The organism is Streptococcus sp. 27098_8_75, assembly GCF_041432475.1.
Lineage (GTDB): Bacteria > Bacillota > Bacilli > Lactobacillales > Streptococcaceae > Streptococcus > Streptococcus gordonii.
The window spans coordinates 15,629-35,624 of record NZ_JAPVZR010000005.1; the positions used below are offsets into that span (position 1 = coordinate 15,629).

Here is a 19,996-nt window from a genome sequence, read left to right on the forward strand (position 1 = left end):
GTGAGCTAGATATATTTTGTGAAAGTAGTTAAGTTGCTATATATCCTTTCTGACTTTTGAGATGTCGTCTATGTCTGTTTTTACGATACAGACTCATTGCTGGCCAGAAAGATAAGAAAAAATCCAAGATGATATTCTTTGAAAATCTGTTTTTGATTTTCTCTGAGTTATTCTCGGATTTTTTTATTTTAGTAAATTAAGTCTATACTTAGACCTAGTGATATAGGCAAAGTATCAGGAGAATCTGCTTTTTATTTTGGCGCTATAACTTCTAATCCACCCATGTACGGACGTAGAACTTCTGGGATAGTTACAGAGCCATCTTCGTTTTGGTAATTTTCTAAGATAGCTGCTACTGTGCGTCCGACAGCCAGTCCAGAACCGTTGAGAGTATGAAGGAGTTTGACCTTACCATCTGCTTCGTCACGGTAGCGGATTTGAGCTCGACGAGCTTGGAAATCTTCTGTGTTAGAGCAGCTAGAGATTTCACGGTAGGTGTTCTGAGCAGGAATCCAAACTTCCAAGTCGTAGGTCTTAGCGGCCGAGAAGCCCATATCTCCAGTACAAAGTGCTACAACGCGGTAAGGCAGATTCAGCTTTTGCAGGATGTTTTCTGCGTTGGCAGTCATCTTTTCCAGCTCTTCATAAGATTCTTCAGGCTTGGCAAATTTCACCATTTCAACCTTGTGGAATTGATGCAAACGAATGAGACCGCGCGTGTCACGACCAGCAGAGCCAGCTTCAGAGCGGAATGATGGGCTCATAGCTGTGAAGTAGATTGGCAATTCTTTTCCGTCGAGAATTTCGTCTCGATAATAGTTGGTCAGTGGAACTTCAGCAGTCGGAATCAGAACGAAGTTAGTATCAGCTAGTTCGAAAGTATCTTCTTTGAACTTAGGATATTGCCCAGTCCCAAACATAGAATCATGATTGACCATGTAAGGAGTGATGACTTCGGTATAGCCTTCTTTGCCATGCTCATCCAGCATGAAGTTATAGATAGCACGCTCAAGTCTTGCTCCCAAGCCCTTATAGAAGAGGAAGCGAGCACCAGTAACTTTTGCCCCGCGCTCCCAGTCTAAGATATCCAGATCTTCACCCAAATCCCAGTGAGCCTTAGCTTCAAAGTCAAATTGGCGTGGTGTACCCCAGCGACGTACTTCGACGTTTTCGTCCTCATCTGCTCCGACAGGAACACTTTCGTGTGGAATGTTAGGCAGAGTGGTAGTGAACTCAGTCAACTTAGCATCCAGCTCAGCCAAGGTTGCATCTAAATTCTTGACTTCTGCAGAGAGTTTTTGCATAGCAGCAATCTTATCATCCGCATTTTCTTTGTTGCGTTTGGCTTGGGCAATCTCAGCAGAAACAGTATTGCGCTCTGCTTTGAGTTCTTCGACCTTTACCAATAAATCCCGGCGTTCTTTGTCAAGGGTTTTCATTTGGTTAAGGGTAGCAGCGTCAACACCTCGCGTAGCTAATTTTTCAGCGACAGAATCAAAGTCTGTACGGATGCGTTTTAAATCTAACATAGGTACCTCCAAAAATAAAAAGCACTTTATGAAACTGTTGGAGCGACAGAGCCGCGGTTCCATCCAACTTCACAAAAGTGCACTTGCTTAATTATTCATTTTTAAACTAACGGTAGAATTTCCTATTTTCTCCTTATCTGCTCACAGCCACCGCAGACTTTCTGAAAAGTGCCCAATAGTACTTATCCGTTTCGACTATTATACAGGATTTTCCGGAAAATGTAAATCCCAGGATGGGAAAAATCTTGACAGAAAAAGATAACTATGTTATCTTTAGATAGGGGTAACACAGTTATCCAAAGGAGTTCTTATGGTAAAACAAACAACGCGCGACCGTATGATTGAAAAGGCAAGCCAGCTTATCAGAGAGTATGGCTATCAGAATATCCCCCTAAGGAAACTGGCATCTCTGCTGGGGGTTACGACTGGTGCTTTCTACAAGGCTTTTGAGAATAAGGAGGAACTTTACTATCAGGTCTGTCTTTTGGAAAACCAGAAGCAGCTTAAGCGTTTAGAGGAGCAGTATCTAGATGGAGTCTCTGATCCTCTGGATTGCATTTGGCAGATAGGACTCTTTCTTTTATCGGAATACAAGACCAACAGTCAGATAATGGATTTTCTCTTTTTCAGCCCTGTAGCGACAGAGGCTTACCGGAAAGGTGAGCTTCTGGAAATCGGGAATAAGACAGTGGTTTATCTGGATCAGCTGCCTATTGAGAGTCAGAAAGAGAAAAAGATTCTTTTGCTCAAGCTGGACACCTTCATCACAGGCTATGGTCATTTTATTGCCAAAGGCTTGGAGCCTTTTGATGAGGAAGTCTATCGCTCAATGTTCAATGATTTACTAGGAGGTTACAAACATGATTAAAAATCTCATTGTTTATGCACATCCCTATGATAAAAGCTTTAACCATGCTATTTTAGAGCAGGTTCAGGACTTGTTGGAGAAGAAAGGTCAGACTTATGAACTGATTGATCTCTATGAGGATGGTTTTAATCCAGTCTATACCAAGGAAGAGCTAGCGCTTTTTAATAAGGGACAGGCACTAGACCCGCTGGTTTTAAAATATCAGGAAGCTCTTGCGTCCTGTAACCGCCTTATCATGATTTTTCCTATCTGGTGGGCGGATATGCCAGCTATTGGCAAAGGCTTTGAAGATAAGGTCTTTTTGAAAAATAAGATTTACGAAGAGACGAAAACTCGCCAGTTAGTTGGTCGTCTGACCAATATTAAAGAGGTGTTGGCAATTACTACCTCTGCAGCACCAACCTTCTATCTTAAGTATTTCTGTGGTGATGTCGTCAAGAAAGCCATGTTGGGACATACCTTTAAGTCTATCGGTGCTAGACAGCGCCGTTGGTTGAATTTCGGGAATATTTCTCAGTCTACAGCTGAAAAACGGCAGGCTTTTTTAGAAAAATTAGCAGAAAAGATTTGAAGAGGTAGCTATCATGATTCGTTTTAAAAGAGCAGATGAAAGGGATCTTGCTGCTGCGGTCTCAGTTCTAACTGCTGCTTTTGCTGAGCATGAGGTCTATAGAGAAAAATTCCGCCCTCTCTTTGGCAGCAGCCAGTCTTATATTGATTTTCTAAATAGATTGCATGCAGTTATGGTTAAGGCAGCGATGCGTCATCATATTTGCCTGCTTGTTGAAGTGGACGGGCGTCTTATGGGGGTCGCTACTATTCATAAGCTCGGTAATCATCCTGTCGGTATGCTTTCCTTTTTGCGGGCAGGAGCATGGAGGATGTGGCAATATATTCCTCAGCTTTTAGCTTTTCAAAAAGTCTTTGGGGAGGGCAGTAAAGAAGCTAAGAAAAGGGGTAGTTCAACTCTTTATCTTGAATTGCTGGGGGTGCTACCTGATTATCAAGGACAGGGAGTTGGCGGTCTTTTTATCTCAAAGGGACTTGAGTTGCTTGCAAAAGAAGAGAAATGCCAGCGGCTTACTTTAATTACTCATACAGAAAGCAACCGTCGTTTTTACAAAAAGAACGGATTTAAACAACTAGATGTCCGTGATGTTGAAGGTGTCAAGACATGGACTTTTGAGAAAAAAATAGCTGATGTTTATACTTTTTGAAGATCTAATGATGCGGTCTTGCATTGATAATGTCAGCTTACTCCACCCCATCATTTCAAGGGACTGAAATAGTGCATTCTCAAACCTGTTTCACTTTTCAATTTTTTGTGCTAGCTCCATTTTGCTGATATAAGCAACTTTTGTCTTAGTCGAAAATATAAAAAATAAGGTTGAAACTTTTTCAACCCTATTTTTTCTTCTTAAAGATTCCAGCAATTTTTTGTAACAGAGTCGGCAATCTAACCACCTTGTCGTTGCCGATACGCTCCCGAGCAATTTTGAGTATCTTGCCAGAGTCTTTGGAGGCAAAGAGAAATTTTCCTTTGTCAGTCCAGATTTCAAAGTGACGACTGACTTTCTTGCCAGAAACATTAGCACCGATAGCTGTAATATTGGCCCAAGGAAGCTGAATATAGTCCTCTACGTTAGCATCAGCATAGAACTCTAGCGCCTGATCACCGATAAGAAATTTCCCTACTTTACCACCAAATGCACCGAGGTAGGATACCCCTGTTGTTTGATAATCAACTGTTTTGTTTTGTGATTGCGCCATAATTGCTCCTTAAAAGTAAATCTCTTTCTATTATACCACAAGAAAAAGAAGGCCGAAACCTTCTTTTTTAATTACATAATCTTGAAGTAGTGAGCAACAATACCGACTGCAAAGAGTGCAAGGATGATGACGATTGGAGACACTTTCTTCTTCAATAAGTACATACAAAGGAGTGTAAGTAACAATCCAGAAAGTCCAGGAATCAGCATATCCAAGTTTTGTTGGAAACTTGTAACCTTTTCAGGTGTTTGAGATAAGCCTTGGCCAACTTGAGCAAAGGCTTCTTGAATACCTTTGTAGCCGTCAGACAATTTATCCCAGTGGATATAAGCTTTTTCATCCAGTTGAACTTTAGAAACATCAAAAGCAAATTTAATGTTTACCCAACGTTGCACTAAGACAGCAAGGATGAACATACCAAGAATTGAAGCTCCTTTGGTAATGTCTTGAAGGATACCACCTGACATGTCTTTTGTAATCTCAGAACCTGCCTTGTAACCCAATTCTTGAGTGTACCACAAGAAGGCCATACGAATTGCATTCCAAAGAACGAAGAAAAGAAGTGGGCCAAGGATATTCCCTGTCAAGGCAAGAGAAGCACCAAGAGCTCCAAGGATAGGACGAACAGTGAACCAGAAGACTGGATCTCCTATACCAGCGAGAGGTCCCATCATACCGATTTTAACCCCTTGGATAGCTGCGTCATCAATTTCAACACCGTTAGCGCGTTCTTCTTCAAGAGCAAGAGTAACCCCCATGATTGGAGCAGCTACATATGGGTGAGTGTTGAAGAATTCCAAGTGGCGTTCAAGGGCTGCAGCCTGGTCTTCTTTTTTAGTGTACAATCTTTTAATTGCTGGGATTAGTGAATATGCCCAACCCAAGTTTTGCATCCGTTCATAGTTCCAAGAACCTTGTAAGAAAGTAGAACGCCACCAAACTTTTTGACGATCTGATTTAGTTAATTGCAGTTTTTCAGTCATGATTCGTTTCTCCTTTCTTAGTAGTCCTCTAAAATATCGCCGATTGGATCGTTAGATGAAGCGACTGCTCCACCACCGTTTCCACCTTTTTTAGATAGGTTCAAGTAGATAAGAGCTAAAGCAACACCGATTGCACCAAAACCAATCAAAGTGATATCTGAAACAGCTGCTAAGACAAAACCAATCGCAAAGAATGGCCATACTTCGCGGGTTGCCATCATGTTGATAACCATTGCGTAACCAACGGCAACAACCATACCACCACCGATAGACATACCGTCTTTCAACCAGTCAGGCATAGCGTTAAGAGCTGCTTGAACAGATTGGGTAGGAACCATCAAAAGAAGAGCGGCTGGGATGGCGATACGAAGACCTTGCATAAGAAGGGCGATAAAGTGAGCGCGTTCAACTCCTTTGATGTCACCTTTTTTAGCGGCAGCATCAGCAGCATGGACCAAACCAACTGAAAGTGTACGAACGATCATAGTGAGGAAAAGACCAGCAACAGCAAGAGGAATAGCAACAGTTTGTGCTACACCGATTCCTGTTTTTGAAAAATCTCCACCAAGAACCATGATGATAGCAGCAGCTACTGATGCAAGAGCAGCATCTGGAGCTACGGCAGCACCGATATTCGCCCAACCAAGAGCGATTAGCTGAAGTGAACCCCCCAGAATAACACCGGCAGTTAAGTTACCTGTTACCAAACCAATCAAAGTACATGCAACAATTGGTTGGTGGAATTGGAATTGGTCCAAGATACCTTCAAGTCCAGCAAGGAAGGCAACAAAGACCACTAAAACCATAGAAATAATAGACATGATTTATAATTATCCTTTCATGAGATATGAGGACGTAAAATAGTCAGGCAAGACCTAGAAAGAACTGAGAGGTGTAGTTTTGCTAAACTATCCGTCCAAATTTTATTCAATTAATGTATTATTGAACGTTTGCTTTTTCAATTAAGTCAAACAAGTCTTTCTTAGAGTCATTTGGTACTTTACGCACGTCAAATTCAACGCCAAGGTCACGAAGTTTTTCGTAAGTCGCTACATCGTCCTTGTCCATTGATAGTACGTTGTTAACCATTGTTTTACCTGTCGAGTGAGCCATAGAACCTACATTGAGAGTCTTGATTGGCACACCGCCTTCAATAGCACGAAGAGCATCTTGAGGAGTTTCAAACAGGATCAAAGCATGAGTATTACCAAAGCGTGGGTCTTTTGAAACAGCAATCAGTTTGTCGATAGGCACAACGTTTGCTTTTACATTACCCGGTGCGGCTTGTTTGATTAACTCTTTGCGGAGTTCATCCTTAGCTACTGAGTCAGAAGCTACGATAATACGGTCTGCTTTTGAATCTGGTGTCCAAGCAGTTGCGACTTGTCCATGAAGCAAACGTGTATCGATACGCGCAAGATTGATTTTGAGCTTGCCATCACCGATAACAGTACCTTCTGGAATAGCAGCTTGAGCAGTTGCTGCAACAGGAGCGCTTGCAACTTCTTCTGCTGGATTCAATTCTTCAGGCAGAGCTTTCACACCTTCTTTAGCTTCTTTGATGATATTAGCTACGACGGCATCAACACCAGCGTTAGCATCCATCATTCTTTCTGTATATGCTTGAATCAACATTGGCAGATTCAAACCTGTAATAATAGCGAACTTGCGATCTGGATTTTCACCCATTACACGGCTAGCTTGGTTGAATGGAGAACCACTCCAAAGGTCAGCCAAGACTAAGACTTCATCGTCCGCATCAAACTGTGCCACAGCGTTATTGAATTTAGCATACAAATCATCAGGGCCTTCATTTGGCATAAAAGTAACAACTTGTACTTTTTCTTGTTCGCCAAAAATCATAGAACCTGATTGATGAATGCCAGCAGCAAATTCACCATGGCTTGCAATAATGATTCCAATACTCATTATTGACATTCCCCCTTATTAAAATGTTTGACCAAACTTTAAGAAAAGTTTAAGACAACCTTATTATAAAACGTTTTCAGGAAAAAAACAAGGGGGAGGCGCCAAAATGAATCAAATTCATTCAAGGAATAAAAGTACTCTAAAATATTGCTACAAGTACATTTTTTAATATTTAAATAGTAGAAAAATATAAAAATAAAAAACCAGTTTGAAAAAGATCGGTTAATATATGAATGAAGGTGGTAGAAAATGATAGATACGAAGGAGATGTACTGGGGTGGAAAGCTTATGAGATACTTATGGTATAATAGAGTGAATTACAATGAAAGTGTGGCATATTATGAAAACTCCTTTTATCAGTCGTGAAAAGCTAGCCGAGATTACGGCTCAGTTTCCAACCCCTTTCCATCTTTATGATGAGAAGGGAATTCGGGAAAGAGCGCGTGCCCTGCATGAGGCCTTTTCTTGGAATCCAGGCTTTAAAGAGTATTTTGCCGTTAAGGCCACTCCCAATCCTGCTATTTTAAAAATCCTCAAAGAAGAAGGTTGTGGGGTGGACTGTGCCAGCTATGTCGAACTGCTCATGAGTCAAAAGCTGGGCTTTGCTGGACAGGATATCATGTTTTCGTCCAATAACACACCAGCTGAGGAATTTCAGTTTGCGCGTGACCTTGGAGCGACTATCAATCTGGATGCCTATGAAGATGTGGCTTTTTTAAAGGAGGCTGCTGGTATTCCCAAGGTCATTTCTTGCCGTTACAACCCTGGCGGTGTCTTTGAGCTGGAAACCAGCATCATGGATAATCCAGAAGAAGCCAAGTTTGGTATGACTAAGGACCAGTTGATTCAGGCTTTCAAAGAGCTCAAGGAGCTGGGAGCTGAGAAGTTTGGGATCCATGCCCTCTTGGCCTCAAATACTGTCAGCAATGACTACTATCCTGAACTGGCCCGTCAGCTTTTTGAGCTGGCTGTGGAAGTAGTGGCTGAGACAGGAGTTGAGTTGGATTTTATCAATCTATCTGGTGGTGTCGGTATCAATTACCAACCTGAAGGTGAGAAAAATGACATTGCAGTCATCGGTCAAGGAGTTCGTCAGGCCTATGAAGCTATTCTGATACCTGCTGGCCTAGGAAAGGTCAAGATTTATACAGAGCTGGGTCGCTTTATGTTGGCACCTTTTGGCCTACTTGTTACCAAGGTTACCCATAAGAAGCAGACCTACCGAACCTATCTGGGGGTGGATGCCTCAGCGGTTAATCTGCTGCGTCCAGCTATGTATGGTTCTTATCACCACATTACCAATATGGATCGACCTGAGGGTGAGACGGAGATTGTGGATGTTGTCGGTAGTCTCTGTGAGAATAATGATAAATTTGCCATTAATCGTCCGCTGCCTATCAGCCAAATCGGTGATACACTCGTAATTCACGATACAGGTGCCCATGGCTTTTCAATGGGGTATCAGTACAATGCCAAACTTCGTTCCAGCGAAATTCTCTTGGAAGAAGATGGAAATGTTCGTATGATTCGTCGAGCTGAAAGACCAGAAGATTATTTTGCGACTCTCTATGGATTTGACTTTGAAAAATAAAGAAGATTTGGTATAATGAAAGCAACGCAAAAAAGGAAATAGGAGATTTATTTTATGAGTTTATTTTTAGCAATTTTGCTGATTATTCTTGCTTTTGCAGGTGGTGTATTTGCAGGAATGTATATCCTTCGTAAGCAAGTCGAAAAAGAATTTGCTGAAAATCCGCGTTTGAATGTGGAAGCAGTTCGTACTTTGCTTGGAGCAAGTGGACAGCGTCCAAGTGAGGCAAAAGTCCAACAAGTTTATCGCCAAATTATCAACCAACAGAAATCAGCTTTAGCTAACAGCAAAAAGAAAAAATAATCATTTGATTATTAAATATCAAAAGGGGATTTGGGCTGTAGGCCCAATCCCTTATTTAGAAAGAAGATTTTATGGATAATCGACCGATTGGTTTTCTAGATTCCGGAGTGGGCGGTTTGACGGTTGTACGTGAATTGATGCGACAGCTTCCCCACGAAGAAGTCATTTATATCGGGGATTCTGCTCGTGCTCCTTATGGACCAAGACCAGCTGAGCAAATCAGAGACTATACCTGGCAACTGGTCAATTTTCTTTTGACTAAAGATGTGAAAATGATAGTTATTGCTTGTAATACAGCGACAGCTGTTGTCTGGGAAGAGATTAAAGAAAAACTAGATATTCCAGTTTTAGGAGTAATTCTACCTGGGGCTTCTGCAGCAATAAAGTCAACTCATTCAGGAAAGATTGGAGTGATTGGGACACCAATGACAGTCACTTCAGATATCTATCGCAAGAAAATTGAAGCTTTGTCACCTGAGATGGAGGTTAGTAGCTTGGCTTGTCCTAAGTTTGTTCCTCTAGTTGAGTCAAATGAGCTAACGTCCAGTGTTACAAAAAAAGTTGTCTATGAGACCTTGCTTCCGTTAGCAGGGAAGGTGGACACGCTTGTTCTGGGTTGTACACATTATCCTCTCCTGAGATCTATTATTCAAAATGTGATGGGACCGGATGTTAAACTGATTGACAGTGGGGCAGAGTGTGTAAGGGATATCTCTGTTCTTTTAAACTACTTTGAAATTAATCGTAGCCGAGAAGAACAGACTTTGCAGCATCGTTTTTATACAACAGCCAGTGCTAAGAGTTTTGCTGAGATTGCTGAACATTGGCTTGGACAGAAGGTAAGCGTGGAGCATATAGATTTATGAGTGAAAAAATATACGAATATAAGGATGACCAAGACTGGTATATCACTAAGTGGAGCGAAACGGAATCTTTTAGTAATTTTTCGCAGGTATCAGCTGAGGCTTGCAAAATTTTAGAAGATTTGCAAGTAGCTCTGAATAAGGATGGACATAATTTCCCAATTGAAGTGACGATTTTACGTTACCATTCTGCATATCGCTTATTGGTCTTTTTAGTAGACCTTATCAATGAAGAGGCTAAAAGAAAGTTAGAACTGATCCAGCGTCAAGGGGCTTTACTTGTAGTGGAGTCAGGCCAACTTTTGTATGTCTATATACCTCAAGGCGGAGTTTCATTGACTGATTTTTTGGGAGCTAAAGAAGTCAAGGATACTCTTTTAATCGCTACTCGAAATGAAGGCAAAACGAAAGAGTTTCGAAAGTTATTTGGAAAATTGGGCTACAAGGTTGAGAATCTCAATGACTACCCCGACTTGCCAGAAGTGGCTGAAACAGGAATGACCTTTGAAGAAAATGCCCGGCTCAAGGCAGAAACCATTAGCCAGCTAACTGGGAAAATGGTTTTGGCTGATGATTCGGGTTTACAAGTTGATATTCTTGGAGGACTTCCTGGAGTCTGGTCCGCTCGTTTTGCTGGAGTAGGTGCAACCGATACGGAGAATAATATCAAGCTTTTGCATGAGTTAGCAATGGTCTTTGAATTAAAGGATCGTGCAGCTCATTTTCATACAACACTGGTCGTGGCTAGTCCCGAAAAAGAAAGTTTAGTAGTCGAGGCTGATTGGCCTGGTTATATCAATTTTGAACCAAAGGGAGAAAATGGCTTTGGTTATGATCCTCTCTTTTTGGTTGGTGAAACAGGCAAGACATCAGCTGAGCTAACAGTAGAAGAGAAGAATGAGCAATCTCATCGTGCTCAGGCGGTGAAAAAGTTAATGGAGGTATTTCCAGCATGGCAAAGCAAACAATCATTGTAATGAGTGACTCTCACGGTGATCGAGCAATTGTTGAGGAGATAAAAAATTATTACTTAGGTAAGGTAGACGGCATTTTCCACAATGGTGACTCTGAATTGCCAAGTGATGATCCTGTGTGGGAGGGGATTCATGTTGTTGCTGGCAATATGGACTTTTATGATGGCTATCCGGATCGACTAGTGACAGATTTGAATGGGACTCGTATAGCACAAGCTCACGGTCATTTATTCCAAATCAACTTTTCTTTTCAAAAGCTAGATTTGTGGGCCCAAGAAGAAAATGCGGACATTTGTCTTTATGGCCACCTACATATTCCGGATGCTTGGATGGAAGGGAAGACTCTATTTTTAAATCCAGGGTCTATCAGTCAGCCACGCGGTTTGATTACGGAGCGTCTTTATGCTAAGGTTGAAATTGAAGAAGATCGTTTCAAAGTGGATTATTTCACTCGTCAGCATCAACTATACCCAAGTTTGTCAAAGGAGTTTGCTAGATGATAGCCCAGGCATTTGAAGAATATCTTGTGAAACAAGAAGGTGCTTTTCTGACACCTGCTGAAAATTTAGCAGTGTTGGTAGACAGTCACAATGTTGATCACGCTATTTTGTTGTTGAGTCAGATGACCTATTCGCGAATTCCAGTTGTGACGGATGAAAAGAAATTTGTCGGGACTATTTCTCTGACAGATATCATGGCTTATCGGATGCAGCATGATCTTCCAGAAGAAGAATTTATGGCGATGGACATCGTTCACATGACTAAAACAAATGGCTTAACTGTAGGAGTTGATTACACGATTTCAGAAGTCTTGCATAAATTGATAGATGAGTCCTTCTTGCCTGTGGTAGGAGAAGATCAGCATTTTCATGGAATTATCACGAGAAAGTCGATTCTCAAAGCAGTTAATGCCCTTTTGCATGATTTTTCAAGCAGATATGAGATGAAAGCTAAATGAAAGAAGCAATCGACCAGTTTATACAGCAAAAACAGTTATCTAAAAATTCCAGGCTTGCTTATACCTACGATTTAGAACAATTCCTTGAACAAGTTGGAACAATAAATGATACTAGTCTGCGCCTCTATCAGTCTTCTTTGCAGCCTTTAAAGCTTTCTGTGCAAAAACGGAAATTATCAGCAGTTAACCAATTTTTGTATTTTCTCTATAATAAGAAATATATAGAACATTACTACAAACTAAGTATTCCCAAGGATCAGAAAGAAAGCTCTTCACAAGGTTCGCTCCTTGATTTATCAGTTTTTTGGCAGGAGAGTCAAGTTCCTCAGGGGCGTTTAATTGCCCTTCTGATTTTAGAAAATGGTCTTTTGCCGAGTGAAATTTTGCCTATAAAAGTCACGGATATCCAGTTTGATTTTCAGATTTTAAGTGTTGAGAAAGCGGGTCAAAAGAGGATTGTCCAACTTTCTTCCAAATTGACAGAAGAATTAAGTAGGATGGCTTCAGGGACCTATTTATTTGAAAAAAAAGGAAAACCTTATTCGAGACAGTGGGCCTTTCGTCAACTAGAGGCATTTTTATCAGAAAAAGGGCAGGCAGGTTTGTCTGCTCAGAGTTTGAGAGAACAATATATTTTGCGACAGTTGAAAGATAATCGAAGCCTGCATGATATCGCTCGTGATCTAGGGTTGAAAAGTATTACTACATTAGAAAAATATAGATAATGGATATAAAAATTAAAGATTTTGAGGGACCCCTGGATTTGCTACTCCATTTAGTTTCCAAGTACCAGATGGATATTTATGATGTTCCAATTACAGAGGTTATTGAACAATATTTAGCCTATGTTGCGACCTTGCAGGCCATGCGCCTGGAGGTGGCTGGGGAATATATGGTCATGGCTAGTCAGCTTATGCTTATTAAAAGTCGCAAACTTCTACCTAAAGTAGTGGATGATGCTGACTTAGAGGAAGATTTAGAACATGACCTGTTGAGTCAAATTGAGGAGTATCGTAAATTTAAACTTCTCGGTGAGAAAATGGCGGAGCAGCACGAAGAGCGGGCTCAATATTATTCTAAGCCTAAGATTGAATTAGTTTATGAAGATGCTGAGTTGGTGCATGACCGCTCAGCCATTGATTTGTTTTTGGCCTTTTCTGGCTTATTAGCTAAAAAAAGAGAAGAATTTCGTCATAGTCATACTACCATTGTCAAAGATGAATATAAGATTGAAGACATGATGGATGTGGTCTTGGAACGCTGTAAGAGTCAAAAAAAATTGGCCTTACAGGAGTTATTTACTGAGACCAAGGACATGAACGAGGTCATCACTCTCTTTTTAGCAACCTTGGAATTAGTGAAAGTACAGGAGATTCAATTGCTCCAAGAAGAAAATTTTGGAAGTATCTATCTAATTAGGAAGTAAACATGAGTAAGTTATCAGAAATAGAAGCGCTTCTTTTTGTGGCAGGGGAAGACGGCTTGAAAGTTCGGCAGATTGCTGAAATCCTGTCCATTCCTCCTACGGGAGTTAGCCAAAGTTTAGAAAAATTGGCAGCTAAGTACGAAGCCGATGCTGACTGTAGTCTGGCTTTACTTGAAACGTCTAACACTTATAAATTAGTTACCAAACAAGCTTTTGCAGAACTCCTGCGTGCTTATTCTAAATCGCCGATCAATCAGAGTCTGTCACGCGCTGCTTTAGAAACTCTGTCAATTATTGCTTATAAACAGCCAATCACTCGAGTAGAGATTGATGATATCCGTGGGGTTAATTCTAGCGGGGCGCTTGCTAAGTTATTGGCATTTGAGCTGGTTCGAGAAGATGGTAAAAAGGAGGTCCTTGGTCGTCCTAACCTTTATGTGACAACAGATTATTTCTTAGATTACATGGGAATCAACCATTTGGACGAATTACCAGTCGTGACAGATACAGAATTGGTAGCAGAAGAAAGCCAATTATTTGGTCAAGCGACCGAATCAGAGTTAGAATAAAATGGCTGAACTGTGTATCTTGTGAAAGGATGAAAGATGAGAATTAATAAATATATTGCCCATGCAGGAGTGGCTAGTCGCCGGAAAGCAGAAGAGCTGATTAAGCAAGGCCTTGTGACAATCAATGGCCAGGTGGTTCGAGAACTGGCAACCTTGGTTAAAACAGGTGACAAAGTCGAAGTAGAAGGGCAGCCTATCTATAATGAGGAAAAGGTCTACTACCTGTTAAATAAGCCTCGTGGAGTCATTTCTAGTGTGACAGATGACAAGGGACGTAAAACGGTGGTAGACTTGTTGCCTCAAGTCAAAGAACGGATTTATCCGGTTGGTCGTCTAGACTGGGATACTTCTGGACTTCTTATCCTGACTAATGATGGCGATTTTACAGATGAGATGATTCATCCACGTAATGAGATTGACAAGGTTTATGTCGCTCGTGTAAAAGGAATCGCCAACAAAGAAAATCTTCTCCCATTGACTCGTGGTGTAGAAATTGATGGTAAAAAGACCAAACCGGCAGTTTATGAAATCATAAAAGTCGATCCTGTCAAAAATCGGTCTGTTGTTCAGCTGACCATCCATGAGGGTCGGAATCATCAAGTGAAAAAGATGTTCCAAGCGGTCGGCTTAGAGGTAGATAAGCTGTCTCGGACGCGCTTCGGACATTTGGATCTGACAGGACTTCGACCAGGTGAATCTAGACGCCTCAATAAAAAAGAAATAAGCCAGCTTCATAATTTGGCTATTACAAAGGCTGGAAAATGATTAAAAAGCTTTTAATCGCTCCAGTTCGCTTTTACCAACGTTTTATTTCACCTGCATTTCCACCTTCCTGTCGTTTTCGGCCCACCTGCTCTAATTATATGATTGAGGCTATTCAGAAGCATGGAGCCAAAGGTGTCCTGATGGGTTTGGCGCGGATTTTTCGTTGCCATCCTTGGTCTCAGCCGGGAGAAGATCCCGTACCAGACCATTTTAGCCTGAAAAGAAACGATACAAGAAAACAGTCTCACTAGATACGTATAGTTCTTTATCTCTAATCGAAAGGCTCTCTATTCTGACCTTCCTTTAAATAATGGAGAAAAAGGAATAAGAAATAGGTTTGTTTTCATAGAACTTCAAAACATCAATATAGATTATATATTTTTTTATTGTTATCAATTTTTATCTCCTAAATCGTATCTTATTGGAGGAAATAAGATGAAAAATAAAATAGATTGTCCTATACTTTTGCTTGCTTTGCTGGTATCAGCTGTACTTTTGACCAGTTGCAAGATTATGATGCCTAGCGATTATCGAAGAGCCAAAGAAATAGTTACTAGAGAATGTGAGAAGGTTGGCCTTCATGGGAAAGTCACTATCAATCATTTGGATTGGACCCCTTTAGAAATTCCTACTTATAATGTGAATTATACCTACTCTGAAAAAACCTATGATGGTCAGACGGTGACTTTGGAACAAAATACAAGTTATCATGATGGAGGGTCAAATAGTCCCTCCCTTCCATATTATGAGTATGTGTTTGTAGAACAGAAATCTGTTAAAAAAATAGAGGAAAAAATTGAAAACAAATTAATGAAGCAGTCTATCGGCCTTCCTATTAAATTTTTTAGCATTCAATCCAATGTGTATGGTGATAGTAAAGAGGAAATGCTAAATGCCCTTGTCTCCCAGAACATCAAGGAAGGGAAAAAAGATTTTGCAGGCCACTATCAAATCCCTTTTCAAACCTTGATTGATCAAGAGTTGGTCGAAATGACCATATTTTTAGATGATGTAGCATCCATCAAGGAGCAAGATTTAAAAGACGCAGCTAAAAAGATTGATGCCAAAGACCTTCCTGATGGAAACTATAGATTAACATATTACAGTTATAAGAGTGAATCGGATACGTCTCTAAACTATTCCTTTAAAGTCAAAGATGGGAAAGTAATATTTTATGAGGATCAAAGAGAAGAGATTGAAGGAGATGAATAAGAGGGAAGAGTAAATCCAAGGCACTTCATAATGCAAAAAAACAAGTCACACAGAGAGGCTGGGCATAGGGCGCCAGCCTCTCTGTTTTTTATAGACTAAGTTGGGAAACCTTTCTTGAGTAAGAGCTTCGTCTAGATCCTATAGGTAACTTTTTGATGATGGAGAATTTGTTTATTTTTATTATAGTTTTACCAGGCCTATTCTTTGTAATTAAAAAGCTCTCTCATGCCTATAGTTGTTGATCCACTATAGAAATGAGAGAGCTAACATTATTTAGTAAGACTTTTTTGATAGACCGGTATTCCCTGAATGAGTCCTATCTTCTAGACCAAGTTTTGGGTAGGAAGAGCAGGAGCATTGGATAGATTTCCAGGCGTCCAGTAATCATAGCCAAGGACAAGAGAAATTTAGAAAGGGGACTGAAAATAGAAAAGCTCTCAGTTGTTCCGATCATCGGCCCGATGTTATTAAAACAGCTTAGTACTCCACTGACAACGGTCATAAAGTTATTATTATCAAAGCTCACAATAAAAATAAGTGCCGCAATAATCATCATATAGACAACCATGTACTTTAAGACCTTGTGCTGGGTATCTTTATCTAGTACATTTCCGTTGACATGTAAGGTCAATACCCGGTTTGGAGAAAGGGTTGATAGAATCTGATTTTTTGCAATCCTCGCCAAAATCATACAACGAATGACTTTAAATCCTCCGGCGGTAGAACCTGCAGACCCTCCGATACACATTAAAAGCAAGAGGATAAACTGTGAAAAGAGAGGCCAATCAACAGTGTTTCCAAAACCAAAACCTGTTGTAGTGATGGTATTGGAGACTTGGAAGAATGACATTTCCAAGCTGTCAGCAATATTCCCGTGGAAAATATGGAGAATATTGAAGGTAATGAGGAGAGTGGAAACCCCAACGATTGTCAAATACCCTTTTAGCTCTTCATCCGCAAAGAAAGCTTTGAATTTTCTGATCAGGAAGAAATAGTAAAGGTTAAAGTTGACCCCAAAAGTCAAGACTCCAAAGCTAACCAGATAGGTAATCAGTGGACTATTGTAGTGGGCAATTCCGTCATTATAAACGGTAAAACCACCTGTACCAGCTGTTCCCATACCAATAATGAAGCTGTCAAATAATGGCATTCCTGCTAGGAAATAAAGAAGAGTAAAGATGGCAAAAAGGGCCAAGTAGATGATGTAGAGAATTTGGGCAGTGTCTTTAAGTTTGGAGACGACCTTGCCAAAGACAGGACCTGGCACTTCAGCCTTCATGACTTCCAAGTGACCGTTCTTGGCATTATCCATAATAGCTAAGGCAAATACTAACACTCCCATACCACCAATTAAGTGGGTAAAACTGCGCCAGAAAAGCAGAGAGTGGGAGAGGACACCAACATCGTTGAGAATAGTGGCACCAGTTGTAGTAAATCCTGAGCTGACTTCAAAGAAAGCGTCTATAATATTTGGAATTTGTCCAGAAAAGACAAAAGGTAGAGCCCCGAAGAAGGACCAAAGAATCCAACAGAGTGCAACAATCAAGACGCCTTCCTTAGCGTAGATGTGAGCGTCTTTGGGTTTAAAGAAAATACCAACTCCACCTAAAATTAGTAAAATACCAATTGTAAGACCCAAGGATAGAAAGACTTTAGCTGGCTCCTGATAGATGACAGCTATGACAACTGGCACTAAAAGAAGGCAGGCCTCAATCAGTAACAACTTAGAGAGAAGATAACGAATCATGGATTTATTCATCTGATTACTCCTCTAACAAGTCATAAATTTTGGTGATGTTTTGCAATAAGGTTGTGACAAGAATTTTGTCTCCAGCCTTAATTTGATCGTCACCAGTTGGGAAAATGGCTTTTCCTTGACGGATGATAGCTGCCAAAAGAACTCCTTTTTTCAGTTTCAGCTGAGACAAAGGTCGATTTGTCATCTTATTCTCTTCTTTAATCTGGAATTGCAGAGTTTCAATGCGACCGTTTGCAACATGGTGCAAAGCTTCTAAGCTAGAGAATTGTGCATTATAGCGACCGCGGATAAAGTGCATAATGGTATCTACAGCAATTCCTTTTGGTGTAACGATACTAGCAAAATCTTGACTATCAATAATTTCTAGCAGGCTAGTTCGATTGATTTTTGTAATATTTTTTTGAACACCGATACTGTTTAGGAACATAGATGCAATGATGTTTTCTTCATCCACTCCTGTAAGAGTGGCAACTGCATCATAATTTGGTGCACTTTCTTCTAAAAGGATATCTTTGGCAGTACCATCACCATGAACAACGTAAATATCAGGAAATTCCTGGCTGAACCATTCAGCTCTTTGACGATTAATTTCTAAGACTTTAAGATCAATTTTACTATCTTTCAGAATGTTTAAAAGATAGTAAGCAATCTTACCCGCCCCGATAATCAGCAAGCTTTTGATAACTCGTGGGCGGATGTAATGGTGGAAAGCCATAATTTCTGAGCGGTTTCCGGTCATATATATCTTATCGTTTGCCTGGATGCTGACATCTCCATCAGGAATAGTCAGTTCATTATTCCGTTCAATAGCGCAGATAATGACATTTCCATATTGTTTCCGGAAGTCAGAAATAGTCGTCTGACACAAGGGGCTATTTTCCTTTACCTTGAATTCCATCAGAGCAACCCGTCCATTGGCAAAATGCTCTACCGATAAAGCGTTCGGGAAATCAATGATATTAGCAATCGAACGTGCAGCCAATTGTTCAGGGTTGACAACCAAAGAGAAGCCAAGAATGTTTTTTTCCTTAAAGAAAGGATTAGAATACTCAGGATTGCGGACGCGGACAACAGTTTCTTTAGCTCCCATTTTCTTTGCTAAAACTGCGGAAACCATATTGACTTCGTCGTGTTCAGTCATAGAGATAAAAATATCGCAAGATTCAATATTTGCTTGCTCTAAAACTTTAAAGTTGGCTCCATTTCCTAGAATACCAATAATATCGTAACGTTTGGTCAAGTGGTTGAGAACAGCCTCATCCTGCTCGATAAGAACCACATCATGATTCTCAGCAACAAGCGAGCGACAAAGGGCGCTTCCGACTTTACCACCACCAACAAGAATAATCTTCATCTTATACCTCCGAGATATGTATCTATCATACTCTATTTTGTAACAAATTTCATCTCTTTGCTTCAATGTAGTGGTTTTACCAAGAAATTAGAGAGGATTTTTTCCAGTTGCTCCTCCATTTGTTCGAGAAATTAAAGCTCTCTTTTTATATAATTTGGAAAAAATAAAAAAATCGTTCATTTTCAAGCTCTTTAAGTTGACATGTCAAAGGAAAATGATATACTAGAAAAGTGCTATCATTGATTTACCTCAAACCTGTTGTGATGTAAGTTAATGAAGCTTTAACCACGCTGTTTGCTGAGCTTGACTCCGGGCAGTGTGGCTATTTTTTTATACAAATGACGACTAGGAAAAGAGAAAGATGCTAGAAAATCACATTGTACTATTTGAACCTCAAATCCCACAAAATACTGGGAATATAGCTCGGACTTGTGCAGCAACAAATGCTCCCTTGCATATTATTAAGCCTATGGGCTTCCCTATTGATGATCGTAAGATGAAGCGAGCTGGTCTGGATTATTGGGATAAGCTGGATATTAGTTATTATGAGAGTTTGGAAGACTTTATGGAAAAAATGGATGGCCAGCTTTACTTGATTTCAAAGTTTGCTGAAAAGGTCTATTCTGAAGAGGATTTTTCCAAGGAAGGCAAACATTATTTTATGTTTGGCCGTGAGGACAAAGGACTGCCGGAAGAATTCATGCGCCAGCACCCTGAAAAAGCTCTGCGTATTCCCATGAATGATCAGCATGTCAGAAGCCTTAATGTTTCAAATACAGTTTGTATGATTGTTTACGAGGCCCTGCGCCAGCAGAATTTTGTTGGCCTTGAACTGGTACATGAGTATGAAGCGGATAAGCTGAAATAATTTGTATTACATCAAACAAGGAACTTGCTATTGCAGGTTCTTTTTGGTATCATAAAAGAGTCTTCAGGGCAGGGTGTAATTCCCGACCGGCGGTAATTTTTGGATTGGAAATGTTTTTTTCTCAATGCCAAATCAAGTCCGCGAGCGCAAGCTGATGTGGTGAGATTCCACAACCGACAGTATAGTCTGGATGGGAGAAGACGAAGGGCATTGAATTTATTTTGCCATTTAATCTTTATTTAAGGGCTGAGCCTTATACTAAATAATCATTAGCT

The 19,996-nt window shown here is 40.4% G+C and carries 23 protein-coding genes and 1 riboswitch; of the genes, 16 read left to right on the plus strand and 7 right to left on the minus strand.

Annotation, left to right across the window (positions count from 1 at the left end):
- Window positions 1–251: 251 nt before the first annotated feature.
- Window positions 252–1,529: a serine--tRNA ligase gene (serS, locus tag O3640_RS08625; protein WP_045773069.1), complete on the minus strand. Its 1,278-nt coding sequence runs from the start codon at window positions 1,527–1,529 to the stop codon at window positions 252–254.
- 310 nt (window positions 1,530–1,839) lie between these two features.
- Here serS and O3640_RS08630 point away from each other — a divergent pair, with 310 nt between their 5' ends.
- From O3640_RS08630 to O3640_RS08640, 3 genes are read left to right on the plus strand one after another with little or no spacing between them, the layout of a single operon-like run.
- A complete protein-coding gene (locus O3640_RS08630; protein ID WP_004193252.1) occupies window positions 1,840–2,397 on the plus strand; it encodes a TetR/AcrR family transcriptional regulator in 558 nt (185 codons plus the stop codon).
- Window positions 2,390–2,968: an NAD(P)H-dependent oxidoreductase gene (locus O3640_RS08635; protein WP_227955701.1), complete on the plus strand. Its 579-nt coding sequence runs from the start codon at window positions 2,390–2,392 to the stop codon at window positions 2,966–2,968. Before O3640_RS08630 ends, O3640_RS08635 begins: the two co-directional genes overlap by 8 nt.
- 13 nt (window positions 2,969–2,981) lie before the next feature.
- Window positions 2,982–3,614 carry a GNAT family N-acetyltransferase gene (locus O3640_RS08640; protein WP_045773071.1) on the plus strand — a complete coding sequence of 211 codons (633 nt, stop codon included), beginning with the start codon at window positions 2,982–2,984 and terminating at the stop codon, window positions 3,612–3,614.
- A 187-nt stretch (window positions 3,615–3,801) separates the two neighbouring features.
- Here O3640_RS08640 and O3640_RS08645 read toward each other — a convergent pair whose 3' ends face one another.
- From O3640_RS08645 to O3640_RS08660, 4 genes are all read right to left on the minus strand, one after another.
- Window positions 3,802–4,167, minus strand: a complete 366-nt coding sequence (locus O3640_RS08645; RefSeq protein ID WP_045773072.1) for a DUF956 family protein — start codon at window positions 4,165–4,167, stop codon at window positions 3,802–3,804.
- A 71-nt stretch (window positions 4,168–4,238) separates the two neighbouring features.
- On the minus strand, window positions 4,239–5,150 hold the full coding sequence (locus tag O3640_RS08650; protein WP_012130737.1) for a PTS system mannose/fructose/sorbose family transporter subunit IID: 912 nt from the start codon (window positions 5,148–5,150) through the stop codon (window positions 4,239–4,241).
- Window positions 5,151–5,167: 17 nt separating this feature from the next.
- Window positions 5,168–5,971: a PTS mannose/fructose/sorbose transporter subunit IIC gene (locus O3640_RS08655; protein WP_045504115.1), complete on the minus strand. Its 804-nt coding sequence runs from the start codon at window positions 5,969–5,971 to the stop codon at window positions 5,168–5,170.
- A gap of 118 nt (window positions 5,972–6,089) precedes the next feature.
- A complete protein-coding gene (locus O3640_RS08660; protein ID WP_046165216.1) occupies window positions 6,090–7,079 on the minus strand; it encodes a PTS sugar transporter subunit IIB in 990 nt (329 codons plus the stop codon).
- Between the two features lie 340 nt (window positions 7,080–7,419).
- On the opposite strand from O3640_RS08660, the gene O3640_RS08665 reads away from it, so the two are divergent.
- From O3640_RS08665 to O3640_RS08720, 12 genes are all read left to right on the plus strand, one after another.
- Entirely contained in the window at window positions 7,420–8,670 is a 1,251-nt protein-coding gene (locus tag O3640_RS08665; RefSeq protein ID WP_008809599.1) for a diaminopimelate decarboxylase, read from the plus strand.
- Between the two features lie 54 nt (window positions 8,671–8,724).
- Window positions 8,725–8,973, plus strand: a complete 249-nt coding sequence (locus O3640_RS08670) for a YneF family protein (protein WP_008809598.1) — start codon at window positions 8,725–8,727, stop codon at window positions 8,971–8,973.
- Window positions 8,974–9,044: 71 nt separating this feature from the next.
- Window positions 9,045–9,839 carry a glutamate racemase gene (gene racE / locus O3640_RS08675; protein ID WP_008809597.1) on the plus strand — a complete coding sequence of 265 codons (795 nt, stop codon included), beginning with the start codon at window positions 9,045–9,047 and terminating at the stop codon, window positions 9,837–9,839.
- The gene (locus O3640_RS08680) at window positions 9,836–10,813 is read left to right on the plus strand and encodes a nucleoside-triphosphate diphosphatase (RefSeq protein WP_223349808.1); all 978 of its coding nucleotides are present in this window, start codon (window positions 9,836–9,838) and stop codon (window positions 10,811–10,813) included. The genes racE and O3640_RS08680 overlap by 4 nt, the downstream gene beginning before the upstream one ends.
- Window positions 10,789–11,310 carry a metallophosphoesterase gene (locus tag O3640_RS08685; protein WP_045504106.1) on the plus strand — a complete coding sequence of 174 codons (522 nt, stop codon included), beginning with the start codon at window positions 10,789–10,791 and terminating at the stop codon, window positions 11,308–11,310. The genes O3640_RS08680 and O3640_RS08685 overlap by 25 nt, the downstream gene beginning before the upstream one ends.
- Window positions 11,307–11,768, plus strand: a complete 462-nt coding sequence (gene cbpB / locus O3640_RS08690) for a cyclic-di-AMP-binding protein CbpB (RefSeq protein ID WP_008809594.1) — start codon at window positions 11,307–11,309, stop codon at window positions 11,766–11,768. The genes O3640_RS08685 and cbpB overlap by 4 nt, the downstream gene beginning before the upstream one ends.
- Entirely contained in the window at window positions 11,765–12,493 is a 729-nt protein-coding gene (gene xerD / locus O3640_RS08695; RefSeq protein ID WP_008809593.1) for a site-specific tyrosine recombinase XerD, read from the plus strand. The genes cbpB and xerD overlap by 4 nt, the downstream gene beginning before the upstream one ends.
- Window positions 12,493–13,194 (plus strand): segregation/condensation protein A, encoded by a 702-nt coding sequence (locus O3640_RS08700; RefSeq protein ID WP_008809592.1) that lies wholly within the window; start codon window positions 12,493–12,495, stop codon window positions 13,192–13,194. The genes xerD and O3640_RS08700 overlap by 1 nt, the downstream gene beginning before the upstream one ends.
- A gap of 2 nt (window positions 13,195–13,196) precedes the next feature.
- Window positions 13,197–13,763 (plus strand): SMC-Scp complex subunit ScpB, encoded by a 567-nt coding sequence (gene scpB / locus O3640_RS08705; protein ID WP_008809591.1) that lies wholly within the window; start codon window positions 13,197–13,199, stop codon window positions 13,761–13,763.
- 36 nt (window positions 13,764–13,799) lie between these two features.
- Window positions 13,800–14,528 (plus strand): pseudouridine synthase, encoded by a 729-nt coding sequence (locus tag O3640_RS08710; protein ID WP_008809590.1) that lies wholly within the window; start codon window positions 13,800–13,802, stop codon window positions 14,526–14,528.
- Complete coding sequence (gene yidD, locus O3640_RS08715; RefSeq protein WP_008809589.1) at window positions 14,525–14,779, plus strand: membrane protein insertion efficiency factor YidD; 255 nt, start codon at window positions 14,525–14,527, stop codon at window positions 14,777–14,779. The genes O3640_RS08710 and yidD overlap by 4 nt, the downstream gene beginning before the upstream one ends.
- A gap of 184 nt (window positions 14,780–14,963) precedes the next feature.
- Window positions 14,964–15,740, plus strand: a complete 777-nt coding sequence (locus tag O3640_RS08720) for a hypothetical protein (RefSeq protein WP_172672764.1) — start codon at window positions 14,964–14,966, stop codon at window positions 15,738–15,740.
- 316 nt (window positions 15,741–16,056) lie between these two features.
- On the opposite strand, the gene O3640_RS08725 is transcribed toward O3640_RS08720, so the two are convergent.
- On the minus strand, window positions 16,057–17,499 hold the full coding sequence (locus O3640_RS08725) for a TrkH family potassium uptake protein (RefSeq protein WP_268723248.1): 1,443 nt from the start codon (window positions 17,497–17,499) through the stop codon (window positions 16,057–16,059).
- Between the two features lie 4 nt (window positions 17,500–17,503).
- Window positions 17,504–18,853, minus strand: coding sequence for a Trk system potassium transporter TrkA (trkA, locus tag O3640_RS08730; RefSeq protein ID WP_125385314.1), 1,350 nt, complete (start codon window positions 18,851–18,853; stop codon window positions 17,504–17,506).
- Between the two features lie 361 nt (window positions 18,854–19,214).
- On the opposite strand from trkA, the gene O3640_RS08735 reads away from it, so the two are divergent.
- Window positions 19,215–19,721, plus strand: coding sequence for a tRNA (cytidine(34)-2'-O)-methyltransferase (locus O3640_RS08735; protein WP_061596357.1), 507 nt, complete (start codon window positions 19,215–19,217; stop codon window positions 19,719–19,721).
- A gap of 55 nt (window positions 19,722–19,776) precedes the next feature.
- Window positions 19,777–19,927, plus strand: a riboswitch (FMN riboswitch).
- Window positions 19,928–19,996: the final 69 nt, after the last annotated feature.

What these genes read in the sequence shown, in the direction of transcription:
- serS (WP_045773069.1), bottom strand. Translation starts at nt 1,529, where the DNA reads ATGTTAGATTTAAAACGCATCCGTACAGACTTTGATTCTGTCGCTGAA.
- O3640_RS08630 (WP_004193252.1), top strand. Translation starts at nt 1,840, where the DNA reads ATGGTAAAACAAACAACGCGCGACCGTATGATTGAAAAGGCAAGCCAG.
- O3640_RS08635 (WP_227955701.1), top strand. Translation starts at nt 2,390, where the DNA reads ATGATTAAAAATCTCATTGTTTATGCACATCCCTATGATAAAAGCTTT.
- O3640_RS08640 (WP_045773071.1), top strand. Translation starts at nt 2,982, where the DNA reads ATGATTCGTTTTAAAAGAGCAGATGAAAGGGATCTTGCTGCTGCGGTC.
- O3640_RS08645 (WP_045773072.1), bottom strand. Translation starts at nt 4,167, where the DNA reads ATGGCGCAATCACAAAACAAAACAGTTGATTATCAAACAACAGGGGTA.
- O3640_RS08650 (WP_012130737.1), bottom strand. Translation starts at nt 5,150, where the DNA reads ATGACTGAAAAACTGCAATTAACTAAATCAGATCGTCAAAAAGTTTGG.
- O3640_RS08655 (WP_045504115.1), bottom strand. Translation starts at nt 5,971, where the DNA reads ATGTCTATTATTTCTATGGTTTTAGTGGTCTTTGTTGCCTTCCTTGCT.
- O3640_RS08660 (WP_046165216.1), bottom strand. Translation starts at nt 7,079, where the DNA reads ATGAGTATTGGAATCATTATTGCAAGCCATGGTGAATTTGCTGCTGGC.
- O3640_RS08665 (WP_008809599.1), top strand. Translation starts at nt 7,420, where the DNA reads ATGAAAACTCCTTTTATCAGTCGTGAAAAGCTAGCCGAGATTACGGCT.
- O3640_RS08670 (WP_008809598.1), top strand. Translation starts at nt 8,725, where the DNA reads ATGAGTTTATTTTTAGCAATTTTGCTGATTATTCTTGCTTTTGCAGGT.
- racE (WP_008809597.1), top strand. Translation starts at nt 9,045, where the DNA reads ATGGATAATCGACCGATTGGTTTTCTAGATTCCGGAGTGGGCGGTTTG.
- O3640_RS08680 (WP_223349808.1), top strand. Translation starts at nt 9,836, where the DNA reads ATGAGTGAAAAAATATACGAATATAAGGATGACCAAGACTGGTATATC.
- O3640_RS08685 (WP_045504106.1), top strand. Translation starts at nt 10,789, where the DNA reads ATGGCAAAGCAAACAATCATTGTAATGAGTGACTCTCACGGTGATCGA.
- cbpB (WP_008809594.1), top strand. Translation starts at nt 11,307, where the DNA reads ATGATAGCCCAGGCATTTGAAGAATATCTTGTGAAACAAGAAGGTGCT.
- xerD (WP_008809593.1), top strand. Translation starts at nt 11,765, where the DNA reads ATGAAAGAAGCAATCGACCAGTTTATACAGCAAAAACAGTTATCTAAA.
- O3640_RS08700 (WP_008809592.1), top strand. Translation starts at nt 12,493, where the DNA reads ATGGATATAAAAATTAAAGATTTTGAGGGACCCCTGGATTTGCTACTC.
- scpB (WP_008809591.1), top strand. Translation starts at nt 13,197, where the DNA reads ATGAGTAAGTTATCAGAAATAGAAGCGCTTCTTTTTGTGGCAGGGGAA.
- O3640_RS08710 (WP_008809590.1), top strand. Translation starts at nt 13,800, where the DNA reads ATGAGAATTAATAAATATATTGCCCATGCAGGAGTGGCTAGTCGCCGG.
- yidD (WP_008809589.1), top strand. Translation starts at nt 14,525, where the DNA reads ATGATTAAAAAGCTTTTAATCGCTCCAGTTCGCTTTTACCAACGTTTT.
- O3640_RS08720 (WP_172672764.1), top strand. Translation starts at nt 14,964, where the DNA reads ATGAAAAATAAAATAGATTGTCCTATACTTTTGCTTGCTTTGCTGGTA.
- O3640_RS08725 (WP_268723248.1), bottom strand. Translation starts at nt 17,499, where the DNA reads ATGAATAAATCCATGATTCGTTATCTTCTCTCTAAGTTGTTACTGATT.
- trkA (WP_125385314.1), bottom strand. Translation starts at nt 18,853, where the DNA reads ATGAAGATTATTCTTGTTGGTGGTGGTAAAGTCGGAAGCGCCCTTTGT.
- O3640_RS08735 (WP_061596357.1), top strand. Translation starts at nt 19,215, where the DNA reads ATGCTAGAAAATCACATTGTACTATTTGAACCTCAAATCCCACAAAAT.